General features: G+C 67.7%; 20 protein-coding genes. 9 read left to right on the top strand and 11 right to left on the bottom strand.

The annotated features are described in order from the left end of the window. The 4 genes from AAY78_RS09845 to AAY78_RS09830 are packed head-to-tail and all read right to left on the bottom strand — an operon-like array spanning window position 1 to window position 4,664. Window positions 1-849: an ABC transporter permease gene (locus tag AAY78_RS09845; protein ID WP_052748725.1), complete on the bottom strand. Its 849-nt coding sequence runs from the start codon at window positions 847-849 to the stop codon at window positions 1-3. Then, entirely contained in the window at window positions 846-1,796 is a 951-nt protein-coding gene (locus tag AAY78_RS09840; RefSeq protein WP_046748106.1) for an ABC transporter permease, read from the bottom strand. Before AAY78_RS09840 ends, AAY78_RS09845 begins: the two co-directional genes overlap by 4 nt. A 5-nt stretch (window positions 1,797-1,801) precedes the next feature. Then, the gene (locus tag AAY78_RS09835; RefSeq protein ID WP_046748105.1) at window positions 1,802-3,445 is read right to left on the bottom strand and encodes an ABC transporter substrate-binding protein; all 1,644 of its coding nucleotides are present in this window, start codon (window positions 3,443-3,445) and stop codon (window positions 1,802-1,804) included. Window positions 3,446-3,479: 34 nt separating this feature from the next. After that, entirely contained in the window at window positions 3,480-4,664 is a 1,185-nt protein-coding gene (locus AAY78_RS09830; RefSeq protein WP_046748104.1) for an acyl-CoA--6-aminopenicillanic acid acyltransferase, read from the bottom strand. Between the two features lie 103 nt (window positions 4,665-4,767). On the opposite strand from AAY78_RS09830, the gene AAY78_RS09825 reads away from it, so the two are divergent. Next, window positions 4,768-5,655, top strand: a complete 888-nt coding sequence (locus AAY78_RS09825) for a MurR/RpiR family transcriptional regulator (protein ID WP_052748724.1) — start codon at window positions 4,768-4,770, stop codon at window positions 5,653-5,655. Between the two features lie 43 nt (window positions 5,656-5,698). Here AAY78_RS09825 and bsh read toward each other — a convergent pair whose 3' ends face one another. From bsh to AAY78_RS09800, 5 genes are all read right to left on the bottom strand, one after another. Further along, a complete protein-coding gene (gene bsh / locus AAY78_RS09820; RefSeq protein WP_046748103.1) occupies window positions 5,699-6,676 on the bottom strand; it encodes a choloylglycine hydrolase in 978 nt (325 codons plus the stop codon). A 143-nt stretch (window positions 6,677-6,819) separates the two neighbouring features. Next, entirely contained in the window at window positions 6,820-7,728 is a 909-nt protein-coding gene (locus tag AAY78_RS09815; protein ID WP_046748102.1) for a glycine betaine ABC transporter substrate-binding protein, read from the bottom strand. A 53-nt stretch (window positions 7,729-7,781) separates the two neighbouring features. Next, window positions 7,782-8,741 carry an ABC transporter permease gene (locus AAY78_RS09810; RefSeq protein ID WP_046748101.1) on the bottom strand — a complete coding sequence of 320 codons (960 nt, stop codon included), beginning with the start codon at window positions 8,739-8,741 and terminating at the stop codon, window positions 7,782-7,784. Beyond that, entirely contained in the window at window positions 8,741-10,060 is a 1,320-nt protein-coding gene (locus AAY78_RS09805) for a quaternary amine ABC transporter ATP-binding protein (RefSeq protein WP_046748100.1), read from the bottom strand. The genes AAY78_RS09810 and AAY78_RS09805 overlap by 1 nt, the downstream gene beginning before the upstream one ends. 338 nt (window positions 10,061-10,398) lie before the next feature. Next, a complete protein-coding gene (locus AAY78_RS09800; protein WP_052748723.1) occupies window positions 10,399-11,709 on the bottom strand; it encodes a class I SAM-dependent methyltransferase in 1,311 nt (436 codons plus the stop codon). A gap of 90 nt (window positions 11,710-11,799) precedes the next feature. Here AAY78_RS09800 and AAY78_RS09795 point away from each other — a divergent pair, with 90 nt between their 5' ends. The 7 genes from AAY78_RS09795 (at window position 11,800) to AAY78_RS09765 (ending at window position 18,408) form a co-directional block, all read left to right on the top strand. Next, complete coding sequence (locus tag AAY78_RS09795) at window positions 11,800-12,786, top strand: ABC transporter ATP-binding protein (protein WP_046748099.1); 987 nt, start codon at window positions 11,800-11,802, stop codon at window positions 12,784-12,786. After that, on the top strand, window positions 12,783-14,405 hold the full coding sequence (locus tag AAY78_RS09790; RefSeq protein WP_046748098.1) for an ABC transporter permease: 1,623 nt from the start codon (window positions 12,783-12,785) through the stop codon (window positions 14,403-14,405). Before AAY78_RS09795 ends, AAY78_RS09790 begins: the two co-directional genes overlap by 4 nt. 10 nt (window positions 14,406-14,415) lie before the next feature. After that, window positions 14,416-14,904 (top strand): GbsR/MarR family transcriptional regulator, encoded by a 489-nt coding sequence (locus tag AAY78_RS09785; RefSeq protein WP_052748722.1) that lies wholly within the window; start codon window positions 14,416-14,418, stop codon window positions 14,902-14,904. A 245-nt stretch (window positions 14,905-15,149) separates the two neighbouring features. Further along, entirely contained in the window at window positions 15,150-15,539 is a 390-nt protein-coding gene (locus tag AAY78_RS09780) for a GntR family transcriptional regulator (RefSeq protein WP_046748097.1), read from the top strand. Further along, window positions 15,536-16,450, top strand: a complete 915-nt coding sequence (locus AAY78_RS09775; protein ID WP_046748096.1) for an ABC transporter ATP-binding protein — start codon at window positions 15,536-15,538, stop codon at window positions 16,448-16,450. The genes AAY78_RS09780 and AAY78_RS09775 overlap by 4 nt, the downstream gene beginning before the upstream one ends. Next, entirely contained in the window at window positions 16,450-17,136 is a 687-nt protein-coding gene (locus AAY78_RS09770; protein ID WP_046748095.1) for a hypothetical protein, read from the top strand. The genes AAY78_RS09775 and AAY78_RS09770 overlap by 1 nt, the downstream gene beginning before the upstream one ends. Before the next feature lie 147 nt (window positions 17,137-17,283). After that, the gene (locus AAY78_RS09765) at window positions 17,284-18,408 is read left to right on the top strand and encodes an FUSC family protein (RefSeq protein ID WP_052748733.1); all 1,125 of its coding nucleotides are present in this window, start codon (window positions 17,284-17,286) and stop codon (window positions 18,406-18,408) included. 5 nt (window positions 18,409-18,413) lie between these two features. Here the strand turns inward: AAY78_RS09765 and AAY78_RS09760 are convergent, their stop codons facing one another. Then, complete coding sequence (locus tag AAY78_RS09760) at window positions 18,414-19,004, bottom strand: winged helix-turn-helix domain-containing protein (RefSeq protein ID WP_046748094.1); 591 nt, start codon at window positions 19,002-19,004, stop codon at window positions 18,414-18,416. A gap of 74 nt (window positions 19,005-19,078) precedes the next feature. Here AAY78_RS09760 and AAY78_RS09755 point away from each other — a divergent pair, with 74 nt between their 5' ends. Further along, window positions 19,079-20,446, top strand: a complete 1,368-nt coding sequence (locus AAY78_RS09755) for an MFS transporter (protein WP_046748093.1) — start codon at window positions 19,079-19,081, stop codon at window positions 20,444-20,446. Between the two features lie 24 nt (window positions 20,447-20,470). Here the strand turns inward: AAY78_RS09755 and AAY78_RS09750 are convergent, their stop codons facing one another. Continuing rightward, window positions 20,471-20,689: an SCO4848 family membrane protein gene (locus AAY78_RS09750; RefSeq protein ID WP_046748092.1), complete on the bottom strand. Its 219-nt coding sequence runs from the start codon at window positions 20,687-20,689 to the stop codon at window positions 20,471-20,473. Window positions 20,690-20,711: the final 22 nt, after the last annotated feature.

Here is a 20,711-nt window from a genome sequence, read left to right as displayed (position 1 = left end):
TCATCCCTTCGCAAGCAGTCGGTCGGCCACGCGCACCCCGGCGACGTTCACCGCGATGACGACGATGGCGATGGCGGCACCGGGGACGAGCGTGGGAAGGAACTCCCCCTGGATGATTCCGGGTTGCCCCTCCTGGACCATCAGGCCCCACTCCGAGCTCGGAGGCTGCGCCCCGAACCCGAGAAAGCTGAGCGTCGCGAGACTCATGAGGGCTTCGCCGAAGAGGACGACGAGATACCCGACGAGCGGAGGGAGCAGATTCGGGATGACTCCGCGCACGCAGATCGTCAGGCCGCCGAGCCCCTGAACCCGGTACGCGTCGATGTAGGGCCGCGTCATCTCGCTCAGAGCCAGGCTGCGCGTGTACTTCGCGATGACCGGCGCGTATGCGAACGCGAGCGCCACGATCGCCGTGGCCGGTCCCTTGCCGAACACGGCGATGACGAGCACGACGAAGAGCAGTCCGGGGAAGGCGAACATGACGTCGGTCACGCGGGCCAGGACCGTATCGATCCATCCGCCTCGCCACGCCGCCAGGACACCGATCGCCACCCCGAGCACGGTGGCGAGCGCGAGCAGCACGACCGGTCCGACGAGTGTCTCACCCGCTCCGATGAGAAGCCGGGAGAAGAGGTCGCGCCCGAGCTGGTCCGTGCCGAGCAGGTGCTGTGCGCTCGGCCCTTCCCAGATCGCGGCGAAGTCGACGCTGTCGGGCTGGTAGGGGGCGAGGAGCGGGGCGAACGCGGCCGCCGCCGCGATGAGTGCGAGAAGGCCGCAGGAGATCCAGAAACGGAGATCGGATCCGGACCGCCGACGGCGGCGCAGCCGCGGGAGGATCACGGAGGTCATGCGGACACCGTCCTTCGTCGGATACGGGGGTCGAGCACGGGAAGGAGCAGATCGACGATCGTCGTGACGATCATGTAGGCGACGACCATGAACAGGAGCACTGCCTGAACCACCGGGAAGTCGTGCGTGTTGATCGCATCGACGAGGAGCGAACCCACGCCGGAGATGCCGAACACGGTCTCGACCGCAACGGTTCCGGCGATCATGCTTGCGATGACGAGAGCGACCATGGTGATGATCGGTCCCCAGGCTCCGCGCAGGACATGATCGCGCACGACGTACCTCTCCCGAAGCCCCGAGGCACGAGCGACCTCGACGTGATCGGAAGAGAACTGCTCGATCATGGATTGTCGCGTCACACGGCTCACGATGGCGAGGGCGGTGATGGCGAGGGTGAGCGCCGGAAGGGTGAGCGCCCACACGCGATCGAGCCCCGCGGATCCTGCCCCGGCGACGGGGAACCAGCGCAATTCGACGGCGAAGAGGGCGACGAAGGCGATCCCCAGCACGAACGAGGGGATGCTCGCGGCGAGCGTCGTGAAGCCTACGACGGCGGTGTCGGCTGCTTTCCCCCGCCGGACGGCCGCGACGATGCCGAGCCCGATCCCGACGGCCGTGAGCACGACGGCCGCGTAGGCGACGAGCGACAGGGTGATGGGCACCCTCGCCGCCAGGAGCGCGCTCACGGGCTGGTGGTACTGGAACGACTGTCCGAAGTCGCCGGTGAGGACTCCGGAGGCCCAGTGCCAGTACTGGACGAGCATCGGCTCGTCCAGGTGGTACTGGGCCCGGACGCTCGCGATCCGCTCCGGGGTCAGGTTCTCGGGGTTGCCGATGAGGAACGTGACCGGGTCACCCGGCGCTGCGTACATCGCAGCGAAGATGATGAAGGAGGCGATCACCAGCGTGAAGACCATGCCGGCGAGCTTGCGGAGCGCGAATGGCATCGTGACTACCCCTTCGCGCTGCCGAGATCGACGGCCCACGGGTAGTAGATGAACGCTGCAGAGGCGGGGACACCCGTGACCGCCTTCGACATGATGAGCGTCGACGGTGTCGCGACGACCGGGATCCACACCGCGTGCTCCACCCAGCGCTTCTGCAGCTCTGTCGTGATCTCGGCGCGCTCGACGTCATCCGTCGCGGCGTAGCCCTCGTCGACGAGCGCATCGTATTCCGGGTCGGAGAAGACGCCGAAGTTCACGCTCGCATCGGACGCGCCGTTCTTGTAGAAGCCGAGGGGGTCGTTCTTCGAGATGTAGTACTCGTCGGGCCACAGATCGGCCTGGCCTCGGAGGTCGGGGTCGGAGTAGAAGTCGCCGTACTGCACCTGCGGGATCACGGTGATCTCCGCCTCGAGCCCGATCGATTGCGCCGCGGCGACCAGCGCATTCGCGATCACGTTGTGCGTCGAGGAGCCGTTCGAGGCGACGACGATCGGGGCGGAAGGGGCGCCGGCCTCGGCGATCAGGTCCTCGGCCGCCGCGAGATCGGCCTCGCTCGGCTTCGCGGGCGCGCCCTCGAGAGCGTCGTAGGCCTGCTCGAAGGTGTCGGCCTCGTATCCCCAGGCTCCCGAACCGACGGGTGTCTTCCACGGCTGGGCGAGACCGCCGAAGGCAGCCGTGGCGACGCCGGTCCGGTCGAGGGCGAGCGAGAGGGCCTGCCGGATGCGCTCATCCGTCAGTGCGCCGCGATCGGTCGTCTCGAGCACCCACGCGTTCGTCGACGGGCCTTGATAGACGGACACGTCCGCGCTCCCGATGAAACTCCGCGCGGCGCCGGCGTTCTCGAGGAACGACCCCTGGGCCTCGCCCGTCGTGACCGAGTTGGCTATCGCGGTCTCGTCGGCCCATCGGAAGACGACCTCGTCCGTGAGGGCATCGACGTCGGAGTTCCAGTACTCGGGGAACCTGGTGATGGTGAGCTGCGACCCCGCGTCCCACGACGTCACCTGGTACGGACCGCTGCACGCGGAGGCGGAGCCGGGGCTGCCGAAGTCCTCCCCTTCGGCTTCGATGACGCGCGGGTTCCAGACGATACCGCCGTCGCCCGCCATCGCCTGGAGCAGAATCGCATCCGGCTGCGATGTCGTGACAGTGATCTGGTCGGTGCCGGTCTGCTCGATCGAGACCACGTTCCGGTACTCGTCGGATTCGGCGGCACCGTCCTCGGAGTGGCGCTGCATGCTCCACACGACGTCCGCCGTGCTCACGGGGCTGCCGTCGTGGAACAGCGCCCCCTGCCTGATGGTGAAGACGAGATGGGTGTCGTCGGTCCACTCGGCGTCCGATGCCAGCCCGGGACCGAGGGTCAGGTCGGGCTGCACCTGCATGAGCCGGTCGCAGACGTTCGCGAGAACCGTGTCGTCGGCGGTGGTGGCATCGATGTCGGCATCGAGTGTCGTCGGCTCGCCGCCGAGCATCCACGTCACGCTCTCGAGCGGACCGGAGGCGGCGGGTGTCGTCGCACCGAAAGGCACGTCGAGGGCGGCGTCGCCGTCTTCGCCCTTCGACCCCGAACTGCAGCCGGCGAGCACGAATGCCGAGGCGGCGAGCACGCCGATCGTCACGGTGATGGGGTGATGCTGCTTCTTCATTGAACGCTATCTCCTCGGGTTCTCAAGCTGTCGGTCAGGGGGAGGGGAGTTCGTCGTGCGGGCCGTCGTAGAGATTCCAGGGCAGCACCTCGTACTCGGTTTCGCAGGGGAATCCGTTCGCGACGCGGTATTCGCCGGTGGTGAGGTCGACACAGCTCGAGAGGAGCGTCGACCACTGCTTCACCGAGGGGGAGTCGGGATGCGGATGTGTGCAGACGCCCTCGGGGAAGCCGAGGTGATCCGACATCGCCTCACGCACGAGCGCGTAGCTGTGTTCGGGGTTCTCCGCACGAGCGACCGCCGCCAGCCCGGCCTGGACACGCGGCAGACGAAGCAGCGAATCCGCTGCCACCGGAAGGTAGGACCCGGCGAGCTGCGGCGGCACGGAAGCCTGGAAGTGGTTGGTGTGCGCGATCACGCCGCGTTCGGGATAGATCCAGTCCACGCCGCTCGGCGTGGTCTCGAGGTCGATGCCGAACCCGCTGCGGTCGGCGAGGAGCGCATTGCTCGCGATATGGGGACGGGTCTTGACCAGCATCCTGAGCGCGCTCGCGATATCGCCCTGATCGAGCACGAGCCGGCGGATCAGGGTCTGCGGCACGCCGACCGCCGCCCCGAAGCTCCCCCCGAGGCCGTTGGCGTTCAGCGAGATACCGGCGGAGTTGGCACCGTGGCGTCCCACCTGCCCGGCTTCCACCTGCATGATCACCGTGGGAAGCGGATCCTGCACGACGCGGACGATGAGGGTCGTTCCCGCGGTGCGCGTGCGCCAGTCCCAGTTCTGCCCGACGAGCGTGTGCCCGGTGCCGCTGCCCTCACCTGTCAGGAAGAACGACGTGCAGCCGTCGACGGCGTCGTCGCGCTCGTCGTCGGCGGCACGGGCCGCGGTCCTCGTGACTCGCGACGGTCCCTGGTGGTCGTAGACGAATTCGCCGCGCACGTTCAGCGTGACGATCTCGGCGAAGGCGACACCCGCCCCCTCCGCGATCCCCCGCATCTCCTCGACGAGGTGCGGCGCGATCTGCTCGCTGATCGGAACCCATCGCGAGACGGAATCCGTGATCCCGGCCCAGCTCATGCCGGTCTGTTGGGTCAGCGCTTCCGTGTAGTACTCGATCGAGCCGGCGATGAGGTCGGCGGCGGCCTCGCCGTATCGGCGCCCGCGCTCGCGGGGCGCCCCACTGATCTCGATCGTGCGGATCGGTGTCATGGCCGCCATATGACCTCCCTGTCAGGTGCGCCTGTTGCGCAATGAGGTTGCACCCGGGATGATTGAACCATCCGTTACGGATGATGCGCCTCTCGAACAGAATGATACAGCAATGGAACCGTTTGTAACAAGCGATACAGAGAACCCTGCGCTCTCCGGCCTCCGCGCGCGCATCGCCAGGACGTGGAACGACCTCTCGAAATCCGAACGTGCCGTCTGTCGCGTGCTCTCATCGACGTCAACTGAGCACATCCTCTATGCGAGCGCCGCCGAACTGGGCACCCAGAGCGGCACCTCGAACGCCTCCGTCGTGCGCACCCTGCAGAAGCTCGGATACTCGGGGCTCTCACATCTGAAGCAGGAGGTGGCCGCTCCGTTCTCGAGCAGCGTCTCGCCCGAGGTGCGCCTCAAGACCCGCATCGAGCACATCGGCCAGGACCTCGCCCGCATCCAGCAGGAGACCTGGGATGAGGCGGCGTCGCTCATCGAACTCGCACGCAGCTCGAACGACGACGCTGCGTATTCCGCCGCCATCACGCTGCTCATGCGCGCCGAGAGCATCTACTGCTACGGCCTCGGTGCCTCCGGGATCGCCGCTGACAACCTCGCACTGCGCCTACGACGGACGGGACTCTCCACTCGGCGGCTCAGCACCGACGGATTCCGTCTCGCAGACGAGGTCCTGAACCTCGAGGCGAAGGACGTCCTCGTGATCTTCGCGCCTGGACGGGTCACCCGCGACATCGACGTACTCCTGGACCACGCACAGTTGATGGGCGCCGGCGTCATCCTCGTGACCGACGAGCTCCACGAGAGGCTCTCCTCCCGTGTCGACGCGATCCTGACCGCACCCCACACCCCCACAGGACTGACTTCCGAGAGCCTCTCGGCGATCCTCATCTCAGACGTACTGGTCCAGGGCATCTCCGCTGTCGCGCCCGATGCGGCATTGCGCTCTTCGCAGCTGCTCAACGACGTTCGGGCACGACTGGGTTACTGAGCCCCCGGCCGCTGCCCCCCTCTCACACGGCTCCGGTCATACGTCAGTTCTGCATGGAGATCTGCTGCCCTTCGACGAGCGGGTAGGCGACCAACTCGGAGCCATCGAGGTCCTCACGGTGCATGTCGACCCCGGTGATCTGGCTGTTCTCATAGGTCGTGTAGTAGTAGATCCCCTTGTCGGCGTTGCAGCATGACGAGTAGATGGTGATCTCGTACTTCTCCTCGTCGCCCACTTGCACGCATCCGCGCTGCTGGGCGACGGAGCCGAGGATCTGGAAGAACTGGCTGATCGACTCCGACTCGGAGCTCCCCGAAACGGAGTTCATCCGCGTGAACACCGCCTTCACGAATCGTGATGACGACGACAGGTCCCCGGGGAGACCCATCCCGCCCATCCCCCGGCTGTAGGTATCCAGAGGCACGTCAGGGGCGAACGTGTTCTGCGGCTGCCGGGTCGACAGATGCATGAAGTCGTTCAGCCGGAAGCTCTGGATGTCGAACGTGGGATTGTTGGTGAGAACGCCCCAGGGATTGTCGTACACCTTCAGGCCGTCATGGACGCTCTCCACCGTGATCGAGGCCGCACCGTCCGAGATGATCCAGTGCAGCGGCGACAGCGGGAACTGCGCGCTGAACGAGATGTCGGCGAGGTTCACGGTCTCCAGCGCTTCCTTCACCTGCGCCACGGAGTCGAACTGCCCCAAGACCCACGGGATGAACTCGAAGGGGGTGACGTTGGTCGCCTCGGAATCCTCCGCCGGGTAGTACGCGTTGTCGGGGAAGTTGAGCCCGGCCATACCGAGCCCCTTCTCATTGACCGCGTCGTAGTACAGCGGGTACCCGTCCGAGATCGTCGCGATGCCGATGATCGCGTGATGCGTAGGCATGGACGCAAGTCGGCGGAACGGGAACGAGAAGTTCCTCGGCGTGATGGTGACCGTCTCGTTGTACGAGAACTCGAGATCGAGATTTCTCCCGAAGTAGTGGTCGACGGTGGTGAAGCTCAGTCCTGTGCACATCGTTCCCTCTCCGTTCCGGGGCCCGGTCGGGTCCTCGAACGGCCATCGTCGCACTCGTGGTCGCCCAGTGTAAGGGGGGTGACGCAAGCGCGAAGGAGGGCCTCCCGGCGCGGGAGGCCCTCCTTCGTGAAGCGGGAGCGGTGTCAGCTGGTGACGGTCCAGTCGAACTGGTCGCCGTACTGCTTCAGCCACTCGTCGACCGCGTCGGCTTCCTTGCCCTCGCCGTACTCGTTGACCACGAGGTCTTCGAGCGCACCGTACTGCTCGTCGTCGAGCTTGATCTTCTCGATCAGCTCGGCGGCCTCGGGGAACTCCTCGGCGAAGCCGTCGGTGCCCAGGAAGTGCAGGCCCTCGGCCTTGCCCATCGCACCCTTCGGGTCCTCGAGGTCCTTCACGGGGAAGGCGTCGTTGGCCCAGAACGGACGCCACAGCGTCACGACGATGTCCTCCTGCTTGTCGGTCGCGGTCTTCAGCTCGGTGAGCATCGCCGCGGTCGACGAGGTGACGAGCTCGTACTCGCCATCGAGACCGTACTCGGGCATCATCTTCTGCGTCTGGGCGGTGAGGCCCGCGCCCGGCTCGATGCCGTAGATCTTGCCGTCGAACTCGCCGCCCTTGCCCACGAGGTCTTCGATCGAGTTCAGCTCGGAGTACTCCGGAACCGCGAGCGTGAGCTTGGCGTTCTCGTAGTACTTGCCGAGGTCTTCGATGTCGTCACCGTACTTCTCCATGTAGGAGGCGTGGGTGAGTTCCGGCCACGCCGAAGGATAGATGTCGACGTCGCCCTGGGCGAGCCCGGTGTAGAGCGGGCCTGCCTCGGTGAGCGTCTTCATCTCGACCGTGTAGCCGATCTTCTCGAGCTGGTCCTGCAGCAGGTAGGCGGTGCTCAGCCCATCGGTCCACGAGGGCAGGAAGCCCAGCGTGATGGTGCCCTTGTCGTCGCCGCTGCCGTCACCGCCGCCCGTGCCACCGGCGCCGTCGCTGCTGCAGCCCGCGAGGGTGAGCGCCGCTGCGGCGCCGAGTGCGGTGATTGCGAGGATCTTCTTCTTCATGTGATTTCTCTCTCTTGCGTTCCGTATGGGTGTTCTTCCGTAGGGGATGGGACTCAGTGCACGAGTTCCGGGTTCGCGGCGTCCTGCTGCGCGGACGTCTCGGGAGCGGGAGCGGATGCTGTTCCGCCACCGTTTCCGCGCGGGGTGCGACGCCGTGCGAGCATGCCGAGCAGCGACGAGCGGTTCTCGCCCGGAGCTCCCAGCGCCGCGGTGACCCGGTCGAGGAAGACCGCGATCAACACGACACCGAGGCCGGCCTCGACGCCCTTGGGGATGTTGATGGTCGAGATCGCCTCGACCACCATCTTCCCGAGGCCGTCCGCTCCCGCCATTCCGGCGATGACCGCCATCGACAGGGCGAGCATGATGACCTGGTTGACGCCGGCCATGATGGTCGGCATCGCGAGCGGAAGCTGGATGCCGCGGAGGATCTGGCCCGGCTTCGCGCCGAACGCCTGACCGGCCTCGACGGTCTCGGAGTCGACACCGCGGATGCCCAGCTCGGTCAGACGCACACCTGGGGGCAGGGCGAAGATCACTGTCGCCACGAGGCCGGGCACCACGCCGATGCCGAAGAACACGATCGCCGGGATCAGGTACACGAAGGCCGGCATGGTCTGCATGAAGTCGAGCACGGGCTTGAGCACGGCGCGGACGGTGGCGTTGCGCGCCGACCAGATGCCCAGCGGCACGGCGATCAGCACCGCGATGATGGCGGCGACGAGCACGAGCGCCAGGGTCTGCATCGCGGGAACCCACAGGTCCATCCCGACGATCAGTCCGAACGACACGACCGTGCCGATCGCGAGCTGCCACGAGCGCACGACCCAGGCGATGAGCGCGGCGATCACGATGATGACCACGAAGTTCGGGGCGAGCAGGATGCTCGTGAGGCCGTCGACGAGGAAGCTCATCACGAACGAGATCACGTCGAGCAGACCGTCGAGGTTGTCCTTGACCCAGTCGACGACGGACTCGATCCAGGTTCCCACGGGGATGCGGAAGCCATCCATCAGCGCACCTCCTCCGTCTCGACCTGGGTTCCTGAGCTTGTCGAGGGGCCCGGGTCGGCGGTCCACCCGTCATCGAGCACCGCATCGATCTCGGCCTGCGGCATCGGCATCAGCGGAAGCGTGATCTCCTCGGTCGCGCCGGGTCCGGGACCGAGGGCGGCGAGCAGCGTCACGCGCGGGATCACCCCGACCAGACGGCCTTCGGCATCCGTGACCGCGAGCGGCAGGGGAGACTCGACGGCCGGCACGAACAGGTTCATGAGCACGTCGTCCTCGCGCACGCTCTGCAGCACGGGCTTGATGATCGAGTCGAGCGTGGTCGCACCGTTGCGCACGAGCTTCACCGCGTCACGGTCGGTGACGACGCCGACGAGCTGCCGGTCCTTGCCGACCACGTACGTGGCCGACATGTAGGCGTCGCGCATCTGGCGCAGGGCGGTGCGGGGTCCCGCGGTGTGCGGCACGACGGGGCGCGGGCGCTCCATCACGTTGGCCGCGGTGAGCACGCGGGCACGGTCGACGTCCTGCACGAACTGCTCGACGTAGTCGTTGGCCGGGTCCATCAGGATGTCTTCCGGTGTGCCGATCTGCACGATGCGGCCGTCGCGCATCACGGCGATGCGGTCACCGAGGAACATGGCCTCGTTCAGGTCGTGCGTGATGAACACGATGGTCTTCTGGAGCTTCTGCTGCAGTTCGAGCAGCTGTTCCTGCATCTCGCGCCGGATCAGGGGGTCGAGCGCGCTGAACGCCTCGTCCATCAGCAGGATGTCGCTGTCGGCGGCGAGCGCACGGGCGATGCCGACGCGCTGCTGCATACCGCCGGAGAGCTCGGACGGGAGCTTCTCGCCCTGTCCCTCGAGTCCGACCAGCGAGAGGATCTCCTCCGCCTTCGCCAGGCGATCGGCCTTCGGGGTGCCCTTGAGCTCGAGCGGGTAGGCGACGTTCGCGGCGACCGTACGGTGCGGCAGCAGGGCGAAGTGCTGGAACACCATCGAGATGCGGTCGCGACGGATCTCACGGAGTCGCGACGACGGGATACCGGTGATGGGGTCGCCGTTCACGGTGACGGTGCCGTCGGTGACGTCATGCAGCCCGTTGAGCATGCGGATGATGGTGGACTTGCCGGATCCCGACAGGCCCATGATGACGAAGATCTCCCCGCGGTTCACGGAGAAGCTGGCGTCGATGACCGCGGCAGTGCCGGCATCCGCGACGGCGGTTCGGCTCTCACCGGCCTTCAGTCGACGGACGGCGGCGTTCGGATTCTTACCGAAAACCTTGTACAGATTGCGCGCTTCGAGAGCGATTTCGGACACGTTTCCCCTGCGGCTCGCCTTCGGGTGGCTGAGCCTGCTTCGGTTACGCCCGGGTGATCCCCTCAAGGCCGTTCGACATGTCTGCTGTGGCGGCACGGACGGCGGATTTCGGATCCACCGCGATAGAGCATCGACCGTACGTCCACGCCTCTTCGCAGCACAGCTCATCGAAAGAAGGACGTGGTCGCGGACTGGTCTTCGGGCCGTCAGGCCCACAGACCAACGTAACGAAATGGCCGATCAGGGGCAAATCCCGGTCGCGCGGGGCGGCCTCGTTTCGGTGGCTGACCGGGGGATTGCACGGGTATTCAACAATCCCTCCCGCGGTGGTTTCGCGGTCAGGAATCCGAGGTCTGCGTGCTCCGGATGCTGCGTGTGACGGTGAATTTCGGGGTGCGTTCGACCTGCTCGGTCGACCCCACCAGCCGGGTGAGTTCAGGGCGATAGGCGAGGGAGGAGTTGTACACCGTGAAGAGTTCTCCGTCGGGCCGGAGCACACGCGCCGCGGCTTCGAACAGCCGCGTCGCCGCTCCCGTGTGCACGCTCGCGCCGAGATGGAACGGCGGGTTCAGGAGCACCACGTCGAAGGAGGCATCGGGAAGCGCGGAGCCGGCGTCGTCGTGGGTGACCGTGACCCTGTCGGCGACTCCGTTCGCAGCCGCCGTCGCGCGGGCGGATGCCACTGCAGCGGCAGACCGGTCGGTGGCCGTCACCTGCGCTTCGGGGTGCGCGAGGGCATAGGAGACGGCGAGCGCACCGGTGCCGCAGCCGAGGTCGAGCACACGTCGGGCCGCAGTGTCGTGAACGACTCCGGAAGGACGTCCATCTTCCGGCCCGCTCCGGTGCGAATCGCGCCGATCCGGGGCATTCTTGCCGAGTTGCGCACCGGTCAGGCCGAGCACCTCGAGCAGCACTCGGGTTCCGATGTCGAGGCGCGGCCCCGCGAACGCGCCTCCGTGGGCGACCAGCGTCAGCCCCTCGTGCTGCGCCGCCACCGGGAACGGCCGGTCCGCGGCGGCGGGGCGCGGCTCCGCGGCCACGATCAGTCGCGACTTCCGCTCGGCGCGTTGGGCCTGCACGTGCGCGAAGCTCCGCCCCAGCACCTCGTTCTGGCCGAGGGACATGTGCTTCACGCGGCCTCCGGCGACGAGCACCACGTCGGGAGCAGCCCAGCGGGCCACGGCGTCGGCGATCTCCTCGAGTTCCGCGAGCGACTTCGGCAGCTGCAGCAGCACCAGTTTCGCGCCGGTGAGCAGGTCGGCATCGAGCTCGTGCGGGTGGAACAGTCGGCCGAAACCCAGACCATCCGTCTCACGCTCGGCGGGTTGCCCCGCGACGCGCCCTGCCGCATTGAGGTCGTCTCCGTTTCGGCCGGAAGCACCCGCAAGCCCGAGCTCTTCCGCATTGCGCTGCAGTGCCAGGCGGCCGGTCGCGAGGTCCTGATGCACGCGGATGCCGTGGCGCCCTGCCGCGGCAAGAGCGAGCGTGATCGCGCCGTACTCGTCGCCGATGACGACCGTCTCGGAGCCGTCCACGTCGAGCGCGAGCGCCCGTTCCACGAGCAGCAGGTCGGTCGCGTCATATGCCTGCAGGTTGTCCGCCTCGACGTCGGGCCAGCGGCGCAGGCGACTGTAGGGGAACTCCGGCACCAGCCCACTGTACGCGGGCGTCGTAAGGATTTCGCATGTGTTGTTTTCGCCCGATTCACAACTTTGTGAATCGGGCGTACGCTCCCGCGCATGACCACCGTCATCGCCACCCGCAATCTCACGAAGCACTACGGCCACACGCACGCACTCGACGGCCTCGATCTCACCGTCGAGCAGGGCCAGGTGCACGGGTTCCTCGGCCCGAACGGCGCGGGCAAGTCGACCACCATCCGCATCCTCCTCGGCCTCGCGCGGCGCACCGGGGGTGAGGTCGAGGTCTTCGGCGAAGACCCCTGGGATCGCGCCGTCGACCTGCATCGACGCATCGCCTACGTGCCAGGAGACGTCAGCGTCTGGCCGAACCTGTCCGGGGGCGAGGCCGTCGACCTGCTCGCACGACTGCGCGGCGCCCGTGCGAAGGACGCCGCCTACCAGCACGAGAAGAAGCGCCTGATGGACGCGTTCCAGTTCGACCCGCGCAAGAAGGGCCGCGCCTACTCGAAGGGCAATCGGCAGAAGGTCGCTCTGATCGCGGCGTTCGCCGTGCCTGCCGACCTCTACATCCTCGATGAGCCGACCAGCGGACTCGATCCCCTGATGGCGGTCATCTTCCAGCGTGAAGTGGCCCGCGCCCACGCGAACGGCGCGACCGTGCTGCTGTCGAGCCACATCATGAGCGAGGTCGAGCAGCTGTGCGACCGGGTGTCGATCATCCGCGCGGGCCGCGTCGTGGAGGCGGGAACCCTGGCGGAGCTGCGTCACCTCACCCGCAGCGACGTGTCGTTCGCCTCCGCCGGCGCCACCCTCGAACAGGTCGGCCGCATCCCGGACGTGCACGACCCCGTGCAGCAGGGCGACCGCATCCGCCTCTCCGTCGACAGCGATCGCACGGCGACGGTTCTCCCCGCACTCGCCACCCTCGGCATCAGCGACCTCCGCGTCGCTCCGCCCTCGCTCGAGGAGCTGTTCCTGCGCCACTACGGCGATGACCTCGCCGGCCTCGAAGCGGCCGAAGACGGCGAGGCGGAGCACGAAGTGCCTTCCACCCGCCGCGCACTGAAGGACCGTGCGCGATGACCACGTTCGGCGTGCTGCTGAGACAGCGACTGCGCCGCGATCGGCTGCAGCTCGCGCTGTGGATCGTCGGTTCGGCACTGATGGCCTTCGCCGGATACGCCGGTGTCAGCCAGTCGTACTCGACTCTTGCCGACCGGCAGAACATCCTCGCCGCCGCGCTCGCGAATCCGGTGATCCTGATGTTCCGCGGGCTGCCGTCCGGCACCTCCGAAGGGGCGTTCCTGGCTTTCGAGGTGCTGCCGTGGCTGGCGTTCCTCGCCGCCCTCATGAGCACATTCCTCGCCGTGCGGCACACCCGGGGCGACGAGGAGGCAGGACGGGCTGAGCTCGTCTGGGCCACCCCCGCCGGGCGCCGCCTTCCGACGGTCGCGACGATCGCGCACGGGGTCCTCGCGAACGTCGCCCTGGCCCTGCTCACGGCGCTCGCGCTGGTCGCCACCGACCTTCCGCTCGCAGGATCGGTCCTGGCGGGGGCCGCAGCGGCGTCCTGCGGCATCGCGTTCCTCGGCGTCGGCCTCCTCGCGGCGCAGCTTCTGCGCACCTCTCGAGGCGCGAACTCCCTGACGGTCTGGGCGCTCGTGGCGATGTTCCTGATCCGCGGCATCGGCAACGCGGCGGGCACCCCGAGCGACGATCTCACCCGCATGACGAGCGCGTGGCCGGCGTGGCTGTCCCCCTTCGGGTGGGTGGAGCAGTCCCGCCCCTACGACTCCGACCTGGTCTGGCCGGTGCTGCTCGGCCTGGCCTTCGGACTCGTGCTCGCCGGCGCATCCGTCGCCCTGCAGTCGATGCGAGACATCGATGCGAGTTTCGTCGCGGAGCGCCCCGGCAGGGTCTCGGCACGGCCCGCGCTCGCCTCGCCGCATGCCCTGGTGTGGCGGCTCACGTCCGGGGCGATCGTGGGGTGGGCGGTCGGCGGAGCGATCACCGGCATCCTCGCCACCACCCTGAGCGGACTGGTCGACCGGATCTCGGGCGAGAACCCGGCCGTGGCCGACATCCTGACCAAGATCGGCGGAGCGACAGGCGGGCTCGACGAGGTCGTGGTCACCGTGTTCTTCACCCTTCTCGGCATCCTCGCCGCGTGCTGCGCCGTGCAGATCGTGGTGCGCGCACGGCAGGAGGAGGCGCACGGCACAGCCGAGGCCGTGCTGGCGACCCCGGTCGGTCGTGTGCGCTGGCTCGCCGACTACGTGATCGTCGGCGTGGTCGCGGTGCTGATCGTGGTCGCCGCCGCGGTGCTCGCCGGGTGGGTCGGCATCCGGGTGAACGGCGGCGCTGAATCGCTGTACCGCATCGTGGCGGTGGCGGGGCTCGGCCAGGCGTTCGCCGCATCGGTCTTCGCCGTCCTCACCGCGCTCGTCTTCGTGCTGCTCCCCCGCGCGACGACGGCCGTCGCGTGGAGCCTCGTCCTGCTGGCGACCCTGTTCGGGATGTTCGGTCCGTTGTTCGGACTTCCGGAATGGACGATGAACCTCTCGCCCTTCGGGGTGACCCCGGTGGTGGACGGCAGCGGCGTGGATGTGCGCGGCCTGTGGTGGCTCGTGCTCGCCCTGGTCGCGGGAGGCGCAGGAGCCCTGACCCTGATGCGACGCCGTGAGCTCGCCCCCGGAGCCTAGGAGGAGCACGATGTCTGACGACCGCGACGCACCCTCGCCCGACTCCCACCGCGGGATGGAACCCGCCGAGCAGGCCGCCGCCATGATGACCGCGGCCGGGATGCCGCGGATGCCTGCGCGCGTGATGATGGCGCTGATCGCCGCTCCCGAGGGCGGGTACACGGCCGCGCAGCTCGGCGAGCGTCTGGGCGTCTCGGCCGCTGCCGTCTCCGGCGCGGTGCGCTACCTGCAGCAGCTGCACTTCATCCAGCGTCGATCGCGCCCCGGCGACCGGCGCGACCGCTACGAGTTCGTGCACGATCCGTTCTACAGCTCGATCGTCGGGAACATGCCGGTGTACTCGCGCCTTTCCGAGTACATCGACGAGATCGCCGCGGAGCACGACGACGATCAGGGCGCCCACGACCGCGCGATCGAGCTCGCCGAGTTCTTCCGCTTCCTCTCCACCCGCATGCTGCAGATCGTCGAGGACTGGCGCGCCCTCCGCCGCGACTCCTGACCCTCGCCCCCACTCCCACACCCACACCCACACCCACACCCACGCCCGCGCCCGCGCCCGCGCACTCCTGCCAAAACGGAGACCATTCGTCCGCGCCCGGCGTGTCTCCCCGGAGGCGGATACCAACGCGCCGAGCGGGCACCGGATGGTCTGGGTTTCGGCACCAGTGGCGAGCCCCTTGACACTCATCCAAGTCATATGGTTACTTAGTCAAGTAACTAACCCACGAACCACGCGGAGGACACGTGATCGAAGAAGGCAAGCCGCTCTTCCTCCAGATCGCCGAGCAGATCGAGGACTCGATCGTCGACGGCACACTCAGCGAGGAAGCGCAGGCCCCTTCCACGAACGAGCTCGCCGCGTTCTACCGGATCAATCCCGCCACCGCAGCGAAGGGAGTCGCCATGCTCACCGACAAGGGAGTGCTCTACAAGCGTCGAGGCATCGGCATGTTCGTCGCCGACGGTGCCAGGGAGCTGCTCCTCGGCGAGCGCCGCGCCGCGTTCGCCGATCGCTACATCGACCCGCTCCTCGCCGAAGCCCGCACGCTCGGGCTGGGCGCGGAAGATCTCGCGGCACTGCTCAGGCAGCGCGCCGCACTGACCATCGACGCAGAAGGGAAGACCCCCGCATGACCGCCGTCATCGAGGTGCAGAACCTCACCAAGCGCTACAAGGAGAAGCGAGCACTCGACAACGTGTCGCTCGCCATCGAGGGAGACGCGATCTACGGCCTCCTCGGCCGGAACGGTGCAGGCAAGACCACGCTCATGTCCATCCTCACCGCGCAGAACTTCGAATCATCCGGAACCATCAAGGTCTTCGGCGAGCACCCGTACGAGAACGCGCACGTGCTCAGTCGGATCTGCTTCGTCCGCGAGAGCCAGAAGTATCCGGACGACGCGTACCCCAAGCACGCTTTCAAGGCTGCGAGCCTGTTCTTCCCGAACTGGGACCAGGCGCTCGCCGACGAGCTCATCGCCGAGTTCCAGCTGCCGATGAAGCAGACGATCAAGAAGCTCTCGCGCGGCCAGCTGTCCGCGGTCGGGGTCATCATCGGTCTCGCCTCGCGCGCCGAGATCACCTTTTTCGACGAGCCGTACCTCGGTCTCGACGCGGTCGCCAGACAGATCTTCTACGACCGACTGGTGGAGGACTACGCGGAGCATCCGCGCACGATCATCCTGTCCTCGCACCTGATCGACGAGGTGTCGAACCTCATCGAGAAGGTCATCGTGATCGACGATGGGCGCATCCTGCTCAACGAAGACACGGATGCGGTCCGCGAACGCGCCGTGACCGTGGTGGGCGACGCCGCCAAGGTCGATGCCTGGGTGGGTGCGCGGGAAGTGCTGCACCGGGAGTCGCTCGGCCGGGTCGCGTCGGTCACCGTCCTCGGTGCCGTGTCGTCGGAGGATCGCGCCGAGATCACCGCGTCAGGACTCGACCTCGCACCCGTCTCGCTGCAGCAGCTGGTCGTGCGGCTCACGCAGAAGGTCGCGACCGATTCCACGAGAGAAAGCGCAGCGAAAGAGGAGGTGCGCTGATGCGACGCACATTCAACGTCGTCCGCCTGCAGCTGATCAACAAGGGCACCTTCGTCTGGTACCCGCTGATCATCCTCGCGGCTGCCGTCGTGATCTCGATCATCATCTACGCGATGATCCCGGTCGACACCCCCAAGTACGGCGGCGGAGGCCAAGCGCCCCTCTGGTACTTCTTCGCGATCGGCATGTCGGCGATGACCCTGACCTTCCCGTTCTCGCAGGCCATGAGCATCACCCGCAGGGAGTTCTTCTTCGGCACGCTGCTGACGGCGATCCTCGGCAGTGCCCTCATGGGAATCCTGTTCCTGATCGGCGGCGGCATCGAGGTCGCCACGAACGGCTACGGCGTGAACGGCTACGTCTTCTACCTGCCGTGGTTGTGGGACGCCGGGCCCCTCGGCCCCTTCGTCGTCTACTTCACACTCGCCCTGTTCTTCTTCGTGCTCGGGTTCACGGGCGCGACGATCTACAAGAGCTGGGGGCAGCTGGTCCTGCTCATCGTGGGCATCGGGCTGGCGCTGGTGCTCATCGGCCTCGTCTTCCTGGCGACCCGGCTCGACCTGTGGAACCACGTCGGCGCCACGATCATGGACCTCGGGGCGGTGGGACTGGCGCTGTGGGGTCTCGTGCTCACCGCGGTCTTCACGGGAGTGTCGTTCCTCGCGTTCCGCAGGACCATCCCCTGATCTTCCGCGAGAGAACACGAATGCCGCGACCGCACACCCCGTGCGGTCGCGGCATCGTGGCTTTCGTCAGCGGATCCCCCTAGCTTCGGAGCACGGCGGAAGCAACCGGGTGCCGAAGAGCCGCGACGGTCACTACGCTCGGTGCGCGTGAAGATCCCTCCCCGTCTGCGGGCCCGCCGTTCGGGTATCGCCCGCTCGCTGCATGAAGCCGTGCTCCCCGCGCGGCTCCTGCTCGTCGCGAAGACGATGCTCGCGGTCGGGCTGGCGTGGGCGATCGCACCGCACATGCCCGGCGTCACCGACGAGTACCCCTACTACGCTCCGCTCGGCGCGCTGGTGAGCATGTATCCGACTTTGATGGGCTCGGCGAGATCGAGTCTGCAGACCTTGCTCGGGCTGGCCACCGGAATCGGCCTCGCGACACTCATCGTGATCACGGTGGGTCCGACCTGGTGGTCGATCCCTCTCGTCGTCGGCCTCGGCGTACTCGTGTCGGGCACGGGCTGGTTCGGCGTCGGTCGCGAGTATGTGCCGATGGCCGCCCTGTTCGTGTTGATCATCGGCGGACAGAACGCCGACGACTACTCGCTCGGGTATCTGACGCAGATGGCGGTCGGGGTGGTCGTCGGCCTGGTGGTGAACCTGGTCATCGCGCCGGCGCCGCTCACCATGGCAGCAGCAGGACGGGTGGCCGACTTCCGCGAGCAGCTGGCCGCGCATCTGCACGACATCGGCTCGGCGGTCTCGGAGTCGTGGCCTCCCGAGCACGAGCAGTGGGCTGATGACGCGGCTTCGCTGGCCGATACCTCCTCGGAGTTGAGGGCGGCCCTGACCGAAGCGGAGGACAGTCGTCGCGGCAATCCTCGCGCCAAGGGGCACCGCTCGCGGATCCAGCAGAGCCACGATGAGCTCGCCGCCCTCGATCGCATCGGCCACCTCATCCGCGACATCGCCGACGAGATCGCCGACACCATCTGGGAGCGGCCAGCCGGGCTCGCGCTCGACCCAGCCCTCCCGGGTCCGCTGTCGGCCGCGTGCCATGCGGTGGCCGAGGTGATCGCGCACGGCGATGCCTCCTCGAGCGAGGATCACCGCGTGCGCGCCGAGGCGGCGCGCACGATCCGGCTGCTCCTCGAGACCGTCGACGACCGCACGGTCGACGTCCGACGATCGATGGGTCCGGGAGTGCTCACCGCGATGCACCTGCGACGCATCCTGATCCTGAGCGGTACAGGCTCCCCCTCCGAGAAGAGGGAAGAGGAGGTCGAGTAGCCGCGTCAGATGGTGTCGTCGGCGGCGATCACATCCACCTGCCAATAGCGGCCATCGGGGTCGGTGTCATCGTGCGCATCGTCGGCAGCGCTCATCACGTCGTTGATCTTCACCATCAGGTCGTCGAACTCGGCCTCGGTCAGCCGCATCGTGCGCTGGGTGAAGGCGGCGTGCACCTCTGCCGTGCGACCGGCGACGTATTCGGGAGTCCAGGCGGTCACGCGGCGCATCAGGTCGTGGTGATCCTCGACCAGCGCGGCGATCACGGCACTGCCGAGCTCCTCGTCGGCGACCGGACTCTCCGGGCCGCCCACGTTGAGGGGACCCTTGTGCCCCGTCCAGACGCGGTCGCGCCGATCGCGGGCCTTCTCCGGTGCCTCTTCGATCAGCCCGGCATCGGCGAGGGCGCGCAGGTGGAAGCTGGCACTGTTCGCCGGCACACCCAGTTCCGCGGCGATGTCGGCGGCGCGGAGGAAGTCCCGCCGGGCGAAGAGGCGGATCATCCGGCGCCGAAGCGGGTGCGAGTAGGCCTTCAGCATGGCCGATGTCATCCAGGCGGGGTCATCGCGCGCGCTTTTCGTGCGATCCTCCGTCATCCCCCGATCCTACCCGCACTTCCAATTGCGCAATAAGACTTGCGCAATACTTCTTGCGCATCTAATCTCGACGCATGACCACCCTCACCGAGCCTCATCGCCTGTGGCGGAACACGCGCTACCTCACCTGGTTGGTGAGCGATACGAGCAAGGGGCTCGCCGGCGCTCTCTTCGCCTTCGCGATCCCCCTGCTCGCTCTGATCGTGACGAACGACCCCGCTCAGGCGGGCATCATCGGCGGGGTCGGGATGGCGGCCCGACTCCTCACGACTCTTGCGGGCGGCGTGCTGGCCGACCGCCATCGCCGTATCGCGCTGATGCTCCTCGGCTCGCTCATCGGCATCGTGCTGGCCGGCGGCTTCACGCTTCTCGCCCTGGGGGACGCCCTGACCTTCGGGTCGCTGCTCGTGGTCGACGTGCTGCTCGCCGCGCGCAGCGGACTCTTCGACGTTGCGGGCGAGAGCGCCATCAAGGAGATCGTTCCCGACGATGCGATGGGGCGCGCACAGGCCGCGAATCAGGGGCGCGATGCCGCTCTCCAGCTCGCGGGTGGTCCGCTCGGCGGTCTGCTGCTCGGCGTCGGCGGCTGGCTCGTCGGCGTGGTCATGACCCTGTGCCACGTGATCGCGGCCCTGACCGCGTGGATGCTGGGGCGTCAGGCGCGTCGCGCCGGAGTGGTCGATGCGGGCGAAAACCCAGACCACCTGCGTGCTGCGCGGCGCGTCGAGCCCGAACACGCCGCGGGCACGGCGGATGGTCTGGGTTTCGGCACCTCGACGACCCCGCCCGCGGCGAAGCCCGACGCGTGGAAGGAGCTCCGCGAGGGGTTCGGCTGGCTGCTCTCCCGTCCCGACCTCGGCGGGGTGCTGCTCATCACGACGGTCATCAACCTCGGCTTCAACGCCACGATCACCACCATCATCTACGCCCTCCAGCAGGACGGACATTCCGAGCTCCTCATCGGCGCCCTGAGCGCGTCGATCGGCGCCGTGATGCTCGCGGGAGCCGTGGTGGCCCCGCTGCTCATCCCGCGCATCAAGGCCGGAATCCTGGCGATCGCGGGGCTCTCCGTGATCTCGGCAGGTGCCATCGTGCTGTCGATGGTCACCGACCCGCTGATCATCGCCGTGGTGCTCGGCGTCTCGGTACTGCTGGTCCCGGCACTCAATGCCGGCATGATGGGCTACTTCATGGTCGCGACCCCGAGCCACCTGCTGGGGCGTGCCAACAGCGCTGCCGGTGTTCTCGGCATGGGCGCGATGCCGCTGGCACCACTCATCGCCGGCTTCGGCCTCGCCTGGATCGGCCGGGAGTGGACCATCCTGGTGTGCGCAGCGCTCTGCCTCGTCGCCGTGGCGATGGCCCTCGGCAACCGGGCGCTGCGCGCTCTGCCCGTCGAGTCCCGCTGGGCCGAGCACGCGAAGCAGTACGAGAGCGCCTGAGCTCCCGGGAGAAGGCGGTCGGCGCTAGAGCGCTCCGGTCAGCGCGGCGATCCCCGCCAACAGGGACACAAGAGCCAGCACGAGCGCGACCGCGATGAGGACGGCATGCACCTTGAGGAACGCCGTGGCCTTGCCGTTCTCGTCCCGCGCGCGGGGGTCTTTGGACACGCGCTTGTAGAACTGCGGCCAGACCAGGGCGTTGAAGGCGGCGTTGAGGAACAGCACGATGGCGAGGGGGATCACCCCTCAACGGTATCGACTTCTT

Source organism: Microbacterium sp. Ag1, from assembly GCF_001005635.1.
Lineage (GTDB): Bacteria > Actinomycetota > Actinomycetes > Actinomycetales > Microbacteriaceae > Microbacterium > Microbacterium oxydans.
The sequence above is the reverse complement of the archived record's forward strand: the minus strand, read 5'-3'. Positions and strand labels throughout refer to the sequence as shown.